The organism is Rhizobium oryzihabitans, assembly GCF_010669145.1.
GTDB classification, from domain to species: domain Bacteria; phylum Pseudomonadota; class Alphaproteobacteria; order Rhizobiales; family Rhizobiaceae; genus Agrobacterium; species Agrobacterium oryzihabitans.
This window is the reverse complement of sequence record NZ_CP048635.1, coordinates 1,749,113-1,763,404: the sequence shown is the minus strand read 5'-3', so window position 1 is coordinate 1,763,404 and position 14,292 is coordinate 1,749,113. Positions and strand designations below refer to the sequence as shown.

Below are 14,292 nucleotides of genomic sequence, written 5' to 3'. Positions count from 1 at the left end.
TAAGCATATATCATCCAGATAACGTCGTCTATCTCCAATGGCATCGAACAATGGAGACTTATGATGACCAAGACCATCCTCATCACCGGCACCTCGTCTGGTTATGGCAAGGCGACCGCCGCGTTCTTTCTGTCCCGCGGCTGGAACGTCGTCGCGACCATGCGAAATCCGGATGCCAGCCGCTTCGGTGACGATACCGGACGATTGCGCGTCCTTCCTCTGGATGTGACGGACGAAAAGAGCATCGCGGCCCTGATCGATGCGGCAGGCCCGGTCGACGTGCTGGTAAACAATGCCGGCATCGGCATGGTCGGCGCTTTCGAAGCCACGCCCATGTCGGCAATCCGTACGATCTTCGACACCAACAGCTTCGGTGTGATGGCAATGACACAGGCGATCATCCCGCTGATGCGGAAACGCCGGTCCGGCACGATCGTCAACGTCACCTCCAGCGCCACGCTCGCCTCCTTCCCGCTCGCCGCCGCCTACACCGCCAGCAAGCAGGCAATCCAGGGTTTTTCCGGTTCACTCGCGCATGAGCTGGGTCATTTCGGCATCCGCGTGAAGCTGGTCGAACCCGGCTATGCGCCGACGACCCGTTTCACTGCAAACGCCATCCTGCCGCTGGAGCAATTGCTGCCGGACGACTACATGGCCTTTGCAGCGCCAATCCTTGAAGGTTTCGCCACACCAGCCATGACGACCACGCAAGATGATGTCGCTGAGACGGTCTGGAATGCCGTCCATGACGTATCTGGCCAGCTTCGTTTTCCGGCGGGCCCGGATGCCGTCGCGCTGGCTCGGGGAAACTGACCGAACGTGGATAAACCGCAGATGCCGGGTGCTTCAGCAACACCCGGTATCGATGTTCGCGGCATCTCACGCAGGTTCCGTCGATGCTTTCTCCGCAATCTCCGGCCACAGCCCCTCCGTCGCCGTCATCAGCGCTGGCGTGGCGGCGGCAACCCAGGGGATGCCGCTGCCGGGGCGCGTCCCGATGCGGACATCGAGACCCGCTTCCCTTGCGAGAACGACGCCGCCGGCGATGTCCCACATGGTCGTCAGCTTCTGCAGATGGCCGTCGAAGATGCCGCGCGCGGAAAAGGCAAGGCCGATCGATGTCGAGCGGATGGATTCCACCACCCAGCCCGCATGCCGAAGCCCGACATTGAGAGCCGCCACTTCCTCCGCATCGGTGGCGGCGCTGTCGCCGAGCGACATGACCTGCACAGCCTCGAAAGGCACCTGACGGGCAAGCGGCTTGCCGTTCAGCATCAACCCGGTCCCATCAGCCGCCGCGTAGATATCCGCAAACATCGGCATGGCGACGACGCCGAGTTCCGGTCGGCCGCTCCGCACGAAACCGAGCGAGATGCCCCAGAGCGGCGAACCGCGCAGGAAATTGGCGGTGCCGTCGATGGGATCGATGATCCAATAGGCGTCATCGGCAACGCCGCCCATTTCTTCACCCAGCACCGTTTCTCCGGGAAAAGCGGCCGCCAAACGGTCGCGGATCAACTTTTCGACCGTGGTGTCGGCTTCCGAGACGAAATCCTGAAAGCCCTTCGTCCGGGTGGCGATGGTGTCGCGGGCCTCGAAAAAGCGAAGGGTAAGGCCCATCGCTTCCTCGATGATGGCGACGGCGCGTTCGAGACGCTCGCTCATCGTCTCCACGCCCTGCCCGTCTCACCGGCGCCCGTCTTCAACCAGTTGGTGAAGGCTTCGACTTCATCGGTCTGGATCGCGCCGACGCCAGCCTCGGCAAGAGCACCCCAGACGGCTTCGGGATTTGAAAGCGCACGCGTATCGTTGAAATCAAGGCAATGGGAAACGTCGAGCGAGTTGATCCACAGACGGATATTCTGGCGCTCCATCTCGGCACGGCCCTCGGCCAGATCGGCAATATCAGTAAATTTCACTTCGATCATCGGCGCCTTTAACGCCTCGATACGGCGCAGATCCTCGGCGAACTTGCCCTTCCGGACCGGGAACATCGGCATATGCGGGATCTTGCCGAACCAGTCAGTGTTCAGCACCTCGAAACGGCCCGCTTCGGGATCGATATCGGTCTTCACCAGCACCTGATCCTCGACGCCGAGCCGCAGTACGGTTTCCATGACCTGCGGCAGATCGCGGGTGAATTTGGTGTCGATATTGACGGTGATCCTGCCGCGCGCCTCTTCCAGCAACTCCTCCAGCGTCGGCACGCATTCATCGGTCATCTCAGCGGCCTCGCCGCCTGCGCCGGCCTTCAGCTTCGCTGCGCGGACCACCTCGAAAGGCAGCGCGCTCACCGTTCCCTTGCCCGTCGTGGTGCGGTCGAGCGTTTCGTCATGAATGACAACGAGCCGGCCATCGGCCGTCGCCTGCGTGTCGATCTCGATCATCTCGACGCCGGCCACGATCGCAGCGCGGACGGAGGCGAGCGAGTTTTCCGCAGTGGCGGTCCAGAAGCCGCGATGGGCGATGGTCAGGATGGCCGGATTGTCTCGCGAGCAGAGTGCAAGCACATTGCAGGGATTGGAGGTATTGCGGAAGGCAGCAAGGGTCTGGTGCATGATTTTCACTTTCGGACGTTGCAATTACCGGGTTTGACTGCCCGGATCAGATTTTCCCCATACCCGCCGCCATCAGGTCGTCGCGCAGGATGCGGCCGGCAATGATGAAGACGATGAGTGCGGGAAGAAGCAGGATGAAGGAGACGATGGCGGCGAGCGGCAGCTGCATCGAATAGGGATCGAGATACATATAGAGCTTGATCGGCAGGGTCTCGACGACCGGCGCGCCGACGATGAAGGACTTGTCGAATTCCTCGAAGCTGCCGATGAAGGACATCAGCCCGCCGGCCAGAAGGCCGGGCACGGCCAGCGGCAATATGATGTGAAAAACGATGCCGACAGTGCCCGCGCCGAGCGAGCGCGCGGCATGGATAAGATCGTCGGGAATGGTCTCCAGCGCCGCCGTCATCAGCCGGATCATCAGCGGCAGGGTGCCGACGATCTGCACGAGGATGACGCCCGTCACCGAATAGGCGAGGCCGAAAAGCAGGAATACCTGACCGATGCCGACGGCGACGACGAGCCCGGGTATGATGATCGGCGCCAGAATGAAGATTTCCACCAGCCGTTTCAGCCGGAAGGGAAAACGCGCCATGGCCCAGGCAGTGGGCAAGGCGATGGCCGCGGTCAGGAAGGTGACGACGATGGCGATGAGGATGCTGTTGACCGCAGCGCGGATGAGGCTGCCATCGCTCAGGATGCTCGCCCAGCGCGCCGCGGTGTAATCCTTCGGCACGATGAGCGGCGGCGACCAGCCGTCGGCAATGCTCCAGAGGAACATCAGCGCCAGCGGCACGGCGATAGCGAGTGTCAGCGCGCCATAAAGCCCAATGGAAACGAAAATCCGGTCCTCCGGCGTAAAGGCGCGGCGACGGGCACTGCTGGGGGGATCGAGAGTTATAGCGCTCATCATGCGTCTCCGCGGGTTTGGCCGGGGCCGATGCGGGATGTCAGGGAGTAATAGAGCAGCAGCACGGAGACCGCGAAGAGGCTCAGCACCATGCCCATGGCATAGACCTGGTTGAAACGTCCCTGGTTGAATTCCTTGACCATCAGCACCGAAAGCGGCCGGGCCGTCGGCGGACCGACGATGTCTGGAATGGCGTAAGAGCCCATGGAACCGATGAAGGTCAGAAGAATGGCGGCGGTGATGCCCGGCATGGCGAGCGGCACCTCCACGAAGAAGAATGTCTTCAACCGCGAAGCGCCAAGCGTGCGCGAGGCGTAACGTATATCTTCGGGAATGGCTGCAAAGGCGCTTGTGATGATCAGCGTCATGAAGGGTATCTGCTTCCAGACGCTGGCGAGGATGACGCCGACGCCCCAGTCGTCGCGTACGAGCTTGGGCAGTTCCAGCCCGAGCGGCGCGACCAACCGGTCGAGAAACCCGCCCCTTTCGAAAACGACGATCACTATCAGGCCGACGATGATACCCGGCACCGCCATCGGCAGCTTGTAAAGGCCGCTGAACAGTTTTCGACCGAGAAAGCTCTTGCGGATCAAAAGCGCCAGCGGCACAGAGGCCGCAAGCGAGACGATAACAGGCATGACGCCGTAATAGATGGAGGTCGTGAGCCCCCGGATCATCGACGCGCGGGTGAAAATCCGCTGGTAGAACATCAGCGTGAAGCCGCCATCCTCCTGCCTGAAACTGCCGATCAGCGCCGACAGCAGCGGCCCGCCGAAGAAGACAAGAAGATACCCAACACCCGGCAAAAGCAGGAATAGAAGCTGGGCGCGCCTGTTTCGCAGAAGCCCGGCCATCATGCCGCCTCCCCCGCCATCCTGTCATCGAGAAGATGGACCGAGCCGGGAAACTGCAGGGCGACCCTTTGCCCGGCATCGATCAGAGTTTCGGCACCGGACTGGCTGATCCGGATCTGGCGACCGCCGATCTCGACCGTGTAGAGTGCATTGGCGCCCATGAAAGAAACGGCGGAAACCGTGCCCTCACCGGCCTGATCGGCGCGGATGTGGATGTTTTCCGGACGAACGGAAATCTGGACATTGCCGGCGGCAACCCGGTCAAGCGTCACGGACTGCCCCCAGGGCAATTGCGCCTGCTGGCCTTCAGCGGATACGGGCAGCAGATTGGTCTGGCCTAGAAAGCCGGCGGTAAACGCGTGTTTCGGCGCACGATAAAGCTCGAGCGGCGTGCCGATCTCGACCACCCGGCCCGCATTCATGACGACGATCCGGTCCGACATCGCCATGGCTTCGGCCTGATCGTGTGTCACATAAAGGCTTGTCGCACCGATGCGGCGGTGAAGCTCGGTCAGCTCATGGCGCAGCGTATCGCGGAGTTTGGCGTCGAGGTTGGAAAGCGGCTCGTCAAACAGAAGCAGGCTTGGCTGCATGACAATGGCCCGCGCCAGCGCCACACGCTGCTGCTGGCCGCCGGATAATTGCCGGGGCATGCGATCCACCAGACCGGTGAGATTGCAGATATCAAGCGCATGGGCGATGCGCCGCGCCCGCTCGTCCTTCGCCACCTTCTTCATCTTCAGCCCGAAGCCGAGATTTTTGGCGACCGACATATGCGGGAAAAGCGCATAGGACTGGAAGACCATGGCGATATCGCGCGCTTCCGGCGGCGCCTGATCGATGCGCTTGCCACCCAGCCGGATTTCACCGCCCGAAGGCTGGCTGATGCCGGTGAGGATACGCAAAAGCGTGGACTTGCCGCAACCCGAGGGCCCAAGAATGGTGACGAATTCGCCCCGCTCCACGGTGATCGACACGGGATGAAGCGCCCGGCTCGCCCCGTAATCCTTGCTGATATTGCTGATCTCGAGTTCACTCATGGCGAGCCTCCCTCATATTTTTTACCAAGGCTATCCGGATCGCGCTGCCATTTGCGGCCACACGATCCGGCAATCCCGACGGCGTTACTGGTTGAGGACTTTTTCATCGAGCGCTTCGGCAAGCGCCGTCGACATGTCCCAGAAAGCCGGCAGCGACAGGCGCGGATAGACGCTCTGCGGCAGCACATGCTCCTGCACGGCCTTCGGCATCAGATCATTGGTGACGTCGGCGCGCGGAGAGCGGGAGGCCTTGTTTTCCAGCTTCCAGAGCTGGAATTCCTTGCTCATCGCCATGTCGATCAGCAGCAGCGCCGCGGCGACATTCTTCGCATTGGCCGGCACGAACATGGCGTCGCCAGAGCCGACCTGGCCCTTTTCCAGAAGCGTGACGCGGAAACTGTCAGGCAATTGCTTGGTGCCGAGGAAGCTCATGACCTGATCTTCCCAGACGGTACCCATGTGAAGCTGCTGGTTGTTGATGAGGTTGAGCGTATCGGCATTGCCATTGGTCAATTCAGCCACCGCCAGAAGACGGCGGTAATAGTCCCAGACAGGCGTAAGGCACTCGGACTCCATGGCCCAGTCTTCGGCCTGCTGCAGCGTCTGATTATAGTCGGTGAGCTTTGCACGGCAGTCGCCGGTGAGATAATTGAGCGCCACCGAATAAATGAAACCGCCGCCCGAACCACCCTTGGCCGGCAGGGTGACGCCAAGCCGCTTGGGGTTCTTTTCGGCCCAGACCAGCAGGTCCTCGAAGCTTTTCGGCACATCCTCGGCCTTCACGAAGGCAGAGTCATAACCGATAGCCGTCTGGTTGAGATGCACCAGCGGAAAGCTGCCGCCATGCGGCTTGCCGAAGACGGTTTCGGCCATTTTCGGATCGTAATTGGCCATGTTCGGCAGGATTTTCGTCAGTGCAATATTGCCGACAACCCCCTTGGAGGATAGAAGCGGATAGCTGCCGCCGCCGGCGAAATAGGCATCAACCGGTGAATCCTGCCCTGCCGCCTGTACCGCGATCAGCTGCTGGTTCGCCTGATCGCCCTTCACGTCGCTATAGGCGACCTTGATGCCATATTTGGCTTCGAAACGGCTGATCAGCTCCTTCCACGTATCGGCAAAACTGCCGGCGAAGTTATACATCGTCACCGCGCCCTCGGCTTTGGCGGCCGGAACAACGATGTCGTAGAAATTGTCGCGCGTGACCTTCGACAGATCGAAGTCGAGGTTTTTCATATTGCTGTCAGCCGAAAGGCACGGTGCTGCCGTCGTCGCCAGCGCAAGCGCGGCGATCGCAAGAAATTTCATGCGCATTGAATGGTTCCTCCTGAGGACCCGTTGTTGACCGGCCCCTTATTAATACACTCTAAGTGTAATATTTGTGACAGTCCAGTGAAAAATGCTGTCGCAAACGAATGCCCCGTGTTGCCGCCGCTTCGCACAGCCGTTATCCAAGGCCATGACAACAGATCAGACGCCGCAGCACACCTTCGACCGCCAGCCGCTTGCCAGCGAGAATGAGCGTCTCATTCTGGATATCGTGCGCCGCCACGGCCCCATTGCCCGCGCATCGATCACCGGCCACACGAACCTGACGCAGCAATCCGTGCACCGGCTGATCGAAGGCCTGCTGGAGCGCGGACTTCTGCAGACCGGCGCGCCGCTCAAGGGCACGCGCGGCCAGCCGAGCCCCACCATCGAGCTGGTGCCGGAGGCAGCCTATTCGCTCGGCATTTCCATCAACACCGACTCCGTGGTGATCTGCATCGCCGATTTCCGCTGCGACGTGATTGTTGAGGAAAAACTGAAGATGCTTCCGGAAGACCGGGAGATGACGCTTTCTGCATTGTCGCTGGCGCTCGAACGGCTGCTGGCAGAACAAGGCATCCCGCGCGAGCGCCTGCTTGGCCTCGGTTTTTCCATGTCCGGCTTCTTCGTGTCTGAGGACCGCGCCTTCAATGCGCCGGAGCCCCTGCGCGACTGGTCGCTGATGGACCTGAAGCCAATCCTTGAGAAACGGTTCCACCTACCGGTCTGGCTGGAGAACAACGCCACCACGGGCGCGATCGGCGAAAGCCTCCGCGGTGTCGGCTCGTGGTGTCAAACCTTCGCCTATCTGTCGTTCAACTACGGTTTCGGTGGCGGATTGATCCTCGGCGGCCAGCCGTTTCACGGCTTTCATGGCAATGCCGGCGAATTCAGCGGCATATACAGCCCGGATGAATCGCCCAAACGGCCCGCCCTGCAATACCTGATCACGACGTTGCAGAAAAACGGCGTCAACATCCACTCGATCGAACCGCTCTATCAACAGTTCGACCCCGCATGGCCGGGCGTCGAGGAATGGTTGAGCGAAACCATGCCGCAGGTGGACCGGCTGGTGGCAAGCCTGATCGCGGTACTTGATCCGCAGGCCATCGTCTTTGGCGGACAATTGCCACGCGCACTCGGCCAGATGATGATCGAACGCACGCATATGCCGTCCCAGCGCGTACACCGTTATGGTGTCGGCCCGAAGGAGGCGAAGCTGGTTCTCAGCGAAACCGTCGGCGATCCGTCCGCCATCGGCGCCGCGCTATTGCCACTGAGGGTCCGGTACTTCCTGTAGGGTGGTCTTCCTGCGGTTTCCCGCAAATCTTTTGGGGCCGCCGTAACCGCAGGGTTGCGGCAGCCTCAATCATTGCATCATCGCCTATTCGACCACCACGGACAGTGCCGAGCCGGTATAGACCGGCCGTACTTTCACATTGCCCGCATCGATCGTGGCAAATGTCCCGGTCAGACCATTGGCGGCGATCACATCGAGGCGCGTGCCGGTAGCCGGTGCGCCACCATCGAAAGCGAGCTTCAGCGTCGCGCCGTCCAGCACCACATTACCTTTAACGCGCAGAGCAGCCTTTTGCGGATCCAGCGCCAGTATGCCACCCGACTGCGAATAATCACCGCCGATGACGACATCCTTGCCCGCTTCGAGCGAAAGCGTGCCGCCGCTGACCAGCACACCGCCGGTTCCTAGCGCATCGGCAGACGAGACTATCAGCGCACCATCCCTTAGAATTGTGCCGCCACCATAGCTGTTGTTGCCGCTGAGCGTCAGCGCTCCGCTACCGGATTTGACGAGACGCCCTGCCCCGGCAATGTCGTTCGTCCAGCGGTCTGCCGCGTTGAAGCCTCCGGCGGCGGCATCCATCGTGACTTCGACATCGCCATCAAACGCACCATAACCACCGGCGGCGGCCACCAGATTGATGCGACCCCAGCCATTGCTGTCATCGAGCAGCGGATAACCCGCCTCGATGCCGGTGGAAAACAGAACGGCACGCCGCTCTGCGGCATCAAGATAAGGCAGGCGCGTTTCCAGCAGAACCTCGGCCCCTTCGGCACCATCATCGGCGCGTCACCCACGGCTTTGTCGCGACTGAAGGAAAAGGTCATGCGCCTGCGATAATCCGATCCGTTCTTCGCCGTATCGGCAAACCGGTCAACATCCGGCTTTGCGCCATGGGCGAAATCGATGAGCGACTGGCCCTGTGGCAAGCGTTTGGCGAAATAGGCCTGCAAGGCCGCATGCGCGGCCTTTTTCACCTCGGCATTTTTCGGGTCCTGCAACATGGCGGCAGCCATGGCGGTTGCGGTGATGCGGCCGCCGATCACGTCGAGCGGCGAATGCATGCCGGCGACGATGCGGCTCTCGCCGAGTTCGGAGGCAGCCGTCAGCAATTCGGAAAAGCGCTCCGGCACCGCATAGGCATAGGCAATGGCGGCCAGATAGGCGGCATTGGTGTGCCCGCTCGGGAAACCGCCATCCTTGCTGCGCCCGCGATTTTCCCGCGCATATTTCAGCGCCGGCACGATGACGCCCGGATCGCTGTCATGGCTTTCGAAGCTGCGGTCGCCAATCGTTTCCTTGCCGGTCTCGATCACCTCGCCTTTGTCGTTCATGCGCCAGGGCCGTGGTGTGGAATAGAAATATTTCGCCGGCGACGTCGTGCCCTCCGGGCCGCGGATCACCTTCATGAAGGCGACGAAATCTTTCAGTTCGCTATCGGCTGCTCCCGCCTCGGTGCCCTTGTCGTCTTCCTTGCGGGTGATGACCTCATTCGGGTCGAAATCAGCGAGCGTATGATTGATCGTCGTCGTCGCGCCCGCCCCTTCGCGATACCAGTCGGCGAGCGGGCCCATGCCGTCGATGACGCTGTAACCCTGCGAACGGCGATCATTCATATAGGCTTCGAAAGCGGCCGCGCGGGTGCGGTTCTCGCCGGTGACGGACAGCACGTAGCGCATGTTCTCCTGCCAGACGGCGGGGTCGACGATCTTCACATGGCTGAAATCCGCCGGACCATCGCCATTGGCACCGCCATCCGCCCATTTTTCATCGCCAAGCGTCCAGATGCGGTTGAAACCGGAGAGGATTTCGATGATGGGGTTGTCCCGATCATCATAGGCGCGAACCGCCTCCCCTTCTCATTCTTGCCGGTCTGGTTGCGATAATTGTCGGCAAGCGGCAGCGGATATGTTGCCGTCGGCTCCGGCACCGTAATCGCATAACCCTGTCCTGCCGGCCCGGTGCGATCGAACGCCTGCGCGCCCGGAACCAGAACCAGCAATGCGACGGAGGCGAGCAGGCTCGAGCGTGCGGAAGAGAAAGACGACATCTTCAGTCTGGCCATGACGAATCCTATGATTTTCAGCGAGTGACGCGTGACGAAAACAGGCGGCGCGGCGTTCCGCGCGCCTCATCGTGAGGTTTAAACGGAGCGTATTTCAGTTTTTCGATATGGGTTGCCGGGAACGGCTCCTTGCGGCAATTCCTCCAGCGAAAATGCGCCGCCTTCGGAAAGAAACGGCACGATATGCCCGGAGCGCCGCTCCGGGCATATCGTTCGAGAGCTTCATCATTCCGCCGGAGGCGGAAGGTCAGGCCCTTATTTCTTGACCGCAACGGCCTCGTTGATCTTGGCGACGTCATCCTCCAGAACCTTGTAGGTCTGGTCGAGCGTCAATTCACCGACGATGAGCTGGCTCATGCGTTGGACGATCTGCTGGTACATGGCGCTGCCGCCCTTGGCGCGTTCGAAGTCCCGGGCGGCCTGGGGCACGTTCTTCTTGTTGTCGAGGAAGACCTTCATCGCCGCCTTGGCGTCTTCGCTCTTCAGCTTGTATTGCGGATCGACGATCTCGGCACCCGTCAGGACGACATAGTTCTCGGCGATTTCCCGCTGCACCTTTTCGGAGCCGAGGAATTCGACGAAGTGAGCCACATCCTCCGGATATTTGGTGCGCTTGAAGCCGACGATCGCGGTGCCGCCGGGCATGGCGTAGCATCCGGCCTCACCGCAGGGCGCATTGATCGCCGTCCACTCGAAGGCGTCGCCGATCTTGTTCTGGAACGGATTGACCATCCAGTTGCCAGCCAGATAGGTCACGACATTGCCGTTGACGAACTCGTCACCCATGTTCTTGTATTGCGAACCGCCCGCAGCACCCCACATTTCCTTGGGGAAGCTGCCATTCTGCGTCCATGAATAGATATCGGCGATGTATTTCTTGGCCGCATCGTCCGGAAAGCTGAACTTGCCGTCCTTCACATAGGTCGCGCCATAGGCGAAGGCGCCGCCGGAGAAGCGGTGGCCGGAACGATCCATGGTAAAGGGGATCTGCACACCGGTCGCCTTGGCGACGCGGGCGGATGCCTCGACGATTTCACTGAACTTCGCGGTCGGCGCTGGCAAGGGCTCACCCGCCTGCTCGAACAGCGTTTTGTTGACGAAGGGCAGGTTGAGCGTCTGCGACGCCATGTAGCCATTGATCGACTTCGGGTCATTGACACCGGGCAGGCGCAGCTGCTCGAGGCTGGAGCCGTGCAACTTTGCGAAGCCATCCGCATCCTTCATGTAGGGGCGCATGTCGAGATAATAGGGCGCAAGCTGCCAGTCGGTGATCTTGGCGATATCAGGGCCCTCGCCCACCGCCAGCTGCACCGGCAGCTGCTTGGACACGGCATCATAACCAGAAGACACGAAGTTGATCTTCACGCCGGGATTGGCCGCCTCGAACTCCTTGCTGAGTTCCGACATGCGCTGCACATAACCCTGGTCGTCATCCGTAAAAAGGAACGTGATCGTTCTGGTCTCTGCCTGCGCGGCCGAAAGACCCGCGATAGACGCCATCACGAGGGCGCTGACGCCCGAAAACAATTTCACCATACTCATCCTCCCAATGAAAACTTTTTCACTAAATCGAATGGAAGCTCCTCTTCTTAATTCGATTTATCCTGTTTTGCGGCTTGACAGAATAAACGTCAAGCTGTTTGTTTTGGCTAAATCGCACAAATCAACCCAGAAACGCAAAAAACTGATTTGTGAAAATAATTTCATAAAGATCGAAGGGAGGCGATCCATTATGACTGATGGACCATTTGCGGCGGCCGCGTCTCAGCCGACATATACCGTCGCTGACGGCGAAACGGTGACCGCCTGGATCGTCTCCAATCTGTTGGAGACATCGTTTCCGGGCGTGCCTGCGCCGGCAGAAGACCGGGTCAATTACCGTTTCATCAACGGCTTCGTGGATGTGGGCGACCTGCCCTGCCGCAAGGCCTTCCAGCAGACGATGATCGGACGCGACATCACGCCTGACACTGCCTTTACGGTGTCCCATCTCAACCTGCCCGGCTCTAACCGCCGCGTCGAATTCACCGGTTTCTGGCATGTCCCCACCCATGTTCAGCGCTGGCTGAAGGGCACGTTCCGCAGCGACGCCGCAAGACAGGCGCATTTCAGGCTGCGCACCTGCGGCGGCGTGCGCATCTGGGTCGGCGGTGTCGAGCAGGTTCGTTTTGAGCCCTTCATCCGCAATGTCGAAGCGAGCCGCGATATCACGCTCGACCTCAAGGCCGGTGACAACGAGGTGCTGCTGCTGTGCGAAGACCTGGCGGAACGGGACATCATCTGGTTCTTCGAGCTCGAGCTTATTGACGCCACGCCGCTGACTGTCGTGCTGCCCGTGCAGCTCGACCGGGAGGAAACGAAGCGTCTTGCCGCACTGGTACGCGATGTTCGCCCGGCGCACGACGTCTTTGCCGGCGCGGCCCTTGAGCTGGTCTTCGGGGCAGCACCGACGAGTGACCTGGCCGTCCACATCGCAGTCAAAAGCCACGGCCATGAGCGCGCCTCCCTTGCCGAGGTGGATACCGTACTGAAAGCCGGGCAATCCACCCTCGTGGTCCCCGAAACCACGGGCATTTCGGACGGATATCATGGTGTCAGGATCACCATGGGTTCGGGCGCCGGAACGGTGACACGCCTCATCGACGCAGCCTTCATGCACGATTTGGCGCCACAACCGGCCGAGGCCGATATTGCCGGGCGAAAGAAGGCGGCGCTGTCCTTCAGCGCCCGCTTCGGCGCATGGCGCATCGGCCGCGCGCTGGCGATGGTCGCAACCGGCAGTGATGACATGGAGACGATTTCCGGCATCGTCGACGCAACGCTGCGGTCCATCGACCGGCGGGAGGACTGCTCCGATTTCGTGCTGGTGCCGCTTCTCTGGCTGGTGCGCGCCTATGGTGACCGGCTTCCCCCTCAGATGCTTGAAAGGATCAACACCTCGATCCTCTCCTATCGCTACTGGGTGGATGAACCCGGCAACGATGTCATGTGGTTCTGGAGCGAAAACCACGTTCTGTGCTTCCACACCAGCCAGCTGCTCGCGGGGGACTATCTGCCGGACGCCACCTTCACCGCCTCCGGGCGCACCGGCCGGGAGCAGGCGGCGCTGGCCGCGACCCGGCTGCAGCGCTGGTTCGACAGCGTCGAGGCGCATGGTCTCGCCGAATGGAACTCGGCCGCCTATTACCCGGTGGATTTCATCGGCCTTCTCGCCATCGAACATTGGACCGGACCGGAGCTCGCGGCCCGCGCGCGCCACCAGATCGATCTCATTTTCGAAATGATCGCATTGCACACGCTTGGTGGCGTTCCCTCCGGCTCCCAGGGCAGAGCCTATGACAAGGAACTGCGCGCCGGGCCGCTGACGGAACTGGCGCCCTTTACGCAGGTCGCCTTCGGTCAGGGCTGGCTGAACAACGGCGTCGCCTCGCTGCCGATGTTCTGCTGCGGCGATTACCTGCCGCCGACCCATCTTGCCGCCCTTTCGCAGCTGGCGAGCGGCCGCATGGTCGAGGCGCGGTATGCGCAGGGTCTGGAGCCCGGCAAACTCGTGCTGTTCAAGAACGAGGCCGCGCAGCTTTCCACCGTGGTCGACCACAAGACCGGCCGCAAAGGCCACCAGCAACACGTCATGGACATCAAGTTTTCCGGCCATCCGATGGCGCGGCTCTGGGTCAACCATCCGGGCGAAGACGATCCATGGGGAACGCAGCGCCCTTCCTACTGGGCGGGCAGCGGCATCCTGCCGCGCGTGGCGCAGCACCGCGATCTGGCAATGATGATCTTCGACACGGACGGTCACCGCAACGACTGGACCCACGCCTATCTCGGGCGCGACGGGCTGGACGAGGTGCTGACGGAAGGTAACTGGCTCATCACCCGCTCGGGCCGCGGCTTTGCAGCACTTCATGCGACAAACGGTTTTGAGACGATCACCACCGGCGCGACAGCCGGGCGCGAAATCCGGTCCGCCGGTCGCCGCGCAGGCTGGATCGGCGTCATCGGATGCGGCGACGCAGAGGCCTTCGCCCGCTTCCAAGCAAAAATTCTCGCCACGCAGGTCAGGTTCGATGCCGACAAACGTCTGTTGTCTGCCACGCCGCCGGGCGGCCCCGACATTGCCCTCACCTGGGACGGCGCATTCACCATTGGCGGGCAGGCTCTGGCTTTCGACCACGAGCAGCCCCAGCCGGAAATTACCTTCGACAGTGCCGATCCCGCATCGGGCGGCACAGCACAGCCCTTCTACTCCTAAGC

Annotated in this window: 10 protein-coding genes and 1 pseudogene; 3 read left to right on the top strand and 8 right to left on the bottom strand. The window is 61.3% G+C overall.

Features of this window, described 5'->3' with window-relative positions:
* Positions 1-63: 63 nt before the first annotated feature.
* The gene (locus G3A56_RS24700; protein WP_082185971.1) at positions 64-813 is read left to right on the top strand and encodes an SDR family oxidoreductase; all 750 of its coding nucleotides are present in this window, start codon (positions 64-66) and stop codon (positions 811-813) included.
* 66 nt (positions 814-879) lie between these two features.
* Here G3A56_RS24700 and G3A56_RS24695 read toward each other — a convergent pair whose 3' ends face one another.
* From G3A56_RS24695 to G3A56_RS24670, 6 genes are all read right to left on the bottom strand, one after another.
* The gene (locus G3A56_RS24695; protein ID WP_082184821.1) at positions 880-1,665 is read right to left on the bottom strand and encodes an inositol monophosphatase family protein; all 786 of its coding nucleotides are present in this window, start codon (positions 1,663-1,665) and stop codon (positions 880-882) included.
* Positions 1,662-2,558 carry a glycerophosphodiester phosphodiesterase family protein gene (locus G3A56_RS24690; protein WP_082184822.1) on the bottom strand — a complete coding sequence of 299 codons (897 nt, stop codon included), beginning with the start codon at positions 2,556-2,558 and terminating at the stop codon, positions 1,662-1,664. The genes G3A56_RS24695 and G3A56_RS24690 overlap by 4 nt, the downstream gene beginning before the upstream one ends.
* Positions 2,559-2,604: 46 nt before the next feature.
* A complete protein-coding gene (locus G3A56_RS24685; protein WP_080600427.1) occupies positions 2,605-3,468 on the bottom strand; it encodes an ABC transporter permease in 864 nt (287 codons plus the stop codon).
* Positions 3,468-4,322, bottom strand: coding sequence for an ABC transporter permease (locus tag G3A56_RS24680; protein WP_082184823.1), 855 nt, complete (start codon positions 4,320-4,322; stop codon positions 3,468-3,470). Before G3A56_RS24680 ends, G3A56_RS24685 begins: the two co-directional genes overlap by 1 nt.
* A complete protein-coding gene (locus G3A56_RS24675) occupies positions 4,322-5,362 on the bottom strand; it encodes an ABC transporter ATP-binding protein (protein WP_082184824.1) in 1,041 nt (346 codons plus the stop codon). The genes G3A56_RS24680 and G3A56_RS24675 overlap by 1 nt, the downstream gene beginning before the upstream one ends.
* An 84-nt stretch (positions 5,363-5,446) precedes the next feature.
* Positions 5,447-6,676 (bottom strand): ABC transporter substrate-binding protein, encoded by a 1,230-nt coding sequence (locus G3A56_RS24670; RefSeq protein WP_082184825.1) that lies wholly within the window; start codon positions 6,674-6,676, stop codon positions 5,447-5,449.
* 145 nt (positions 6,677-6,821) lie between these two features.
* Here G3A56_RS24670 and G3A56_RS24665 point away from each other — a divergent pair, with 145 nt between their 5' ends.
* Positions 6,822-7,970, top strand: coding sequence for an ROK family transcriptional regulator (locus G3A56_RS24665; RefSeq protein WP_082185972.1), 1,149 nt, complete (start codon positions 6,822-6,824; stop codon positions 7,968-7,970).
* An 84-nt stretch (positions 7,971-8,054) separates the two neighbouring features.
* Here the strand turns inward: G3A56_RS24665 and G3A56_RS29500 are convergent.
* Positions 8,055-10,035 (bottom strand): annotated as a pseudogene (locus G3A56_RS29500) (phosphatase PAP2 family protein).
* Positions 10,036-10,290: 255 nt separating this feature from the next.
* Positions 10,291-11,571, bottom strand: coding sequence for an ABC transporter substrate-binding protein (locus G3A56_RS24655; protein WP_082184827.1), 1,281 nt, complete (start codon positions 11,569-11,571; stop codon positions 10,291-10,293).
* Between the two features lie 196 nt (positions 11,572-11,767).
* Between G3A56_RS24655 and G3A56_RS24650 the strand changes: the two genes are divergently transcribed.
* Positions 11,768-14,290 carry a hypothetical protein gene (locus G3A56_RS24650; RefSeq protein WP_082185973.1) on the top strand — a complete coding sequence of 841 codons (2,523 nt, stop codon included), beginning with the start codon at positions 11,768-11,770 and terminating at the stop codon, positions 14,288-14,290.
* Positions 14,291-14,292: the final 2 nt, after the last annotated feature.

Bases quoted from the DNA above. Each gene is read 5' to 3' on its own strand.
- G3A56_RS24700 (WP_082185971.1), top strand. From the start codon at position 64: ATGACCAAGACCATCCTCATCACCGGCACCTCGTCTGGTTATGGCAAG.
- G3A56_RS24695 (WP_082184821.1), bottom strand. From the start codon at position 1,665: ATGAGCGAGCGTCTCGAACGCGCCGTCGCCATCATCGAGGAAGCGATG.
- G3A56_RS24655 (WP_082184827.1), bottom strand. From the start codon at position 11,571: ATGGTGAAATTGTTTTCGGGCGTCAGCGCCCTCGTGATGGCGTCTATC.
- G3A56_RS24675 (WP_082184824.1), bottom strand. From the start codon at position 5,362: ATGAGTGAACTCGAGATCAGCAATATCAGCAAGGATTACGGGGCGAGC.
- G3A56_RS24680 (WP_082184823.1), bottom strand. From the start codon at position 4,322: ATGGCCGGGCTTCTGCGAAACAGGCGCGCCCAGCTTCTATTCCTGCTT.
- G3A56_RS24690 (WP_082184822.1), bottom strand. From the start codon at position 2,558: ATGCACCAGACCCTTGCTGCCTTCCGCAATACCTCCAATCCCTGCAAT.
- G3A56_RS24685 (WP_080600427.1), bottom strand. From the start codon at position 3,468: ATGAGCGCTATAACTCTCGATCCCCCCAGCAGTGCCCGTCGCCGCGCC.
- G3A56_RS24650 (WP_082185973.1), top strand. From the start codon at position 11,768: ATGACTGATGGACCATTTGCGGCGGCCGCGTCTCAGCCGACATATACC.
- G3A56_RS24665 (WP_082185972.1), top strand. From the start codon at position 6,822: ATGACAACAGATCAGACGCCGCAGCACACCTTCGACCGCCAGCCGCTT.
- G3A56_RS24670 (WP_082184825.1), bottom strand. From the start codon at position 6,676: ATGCGCATGAAATTTCTTGCGATCGCCGCGCTTGCGCTGGCGACGACG.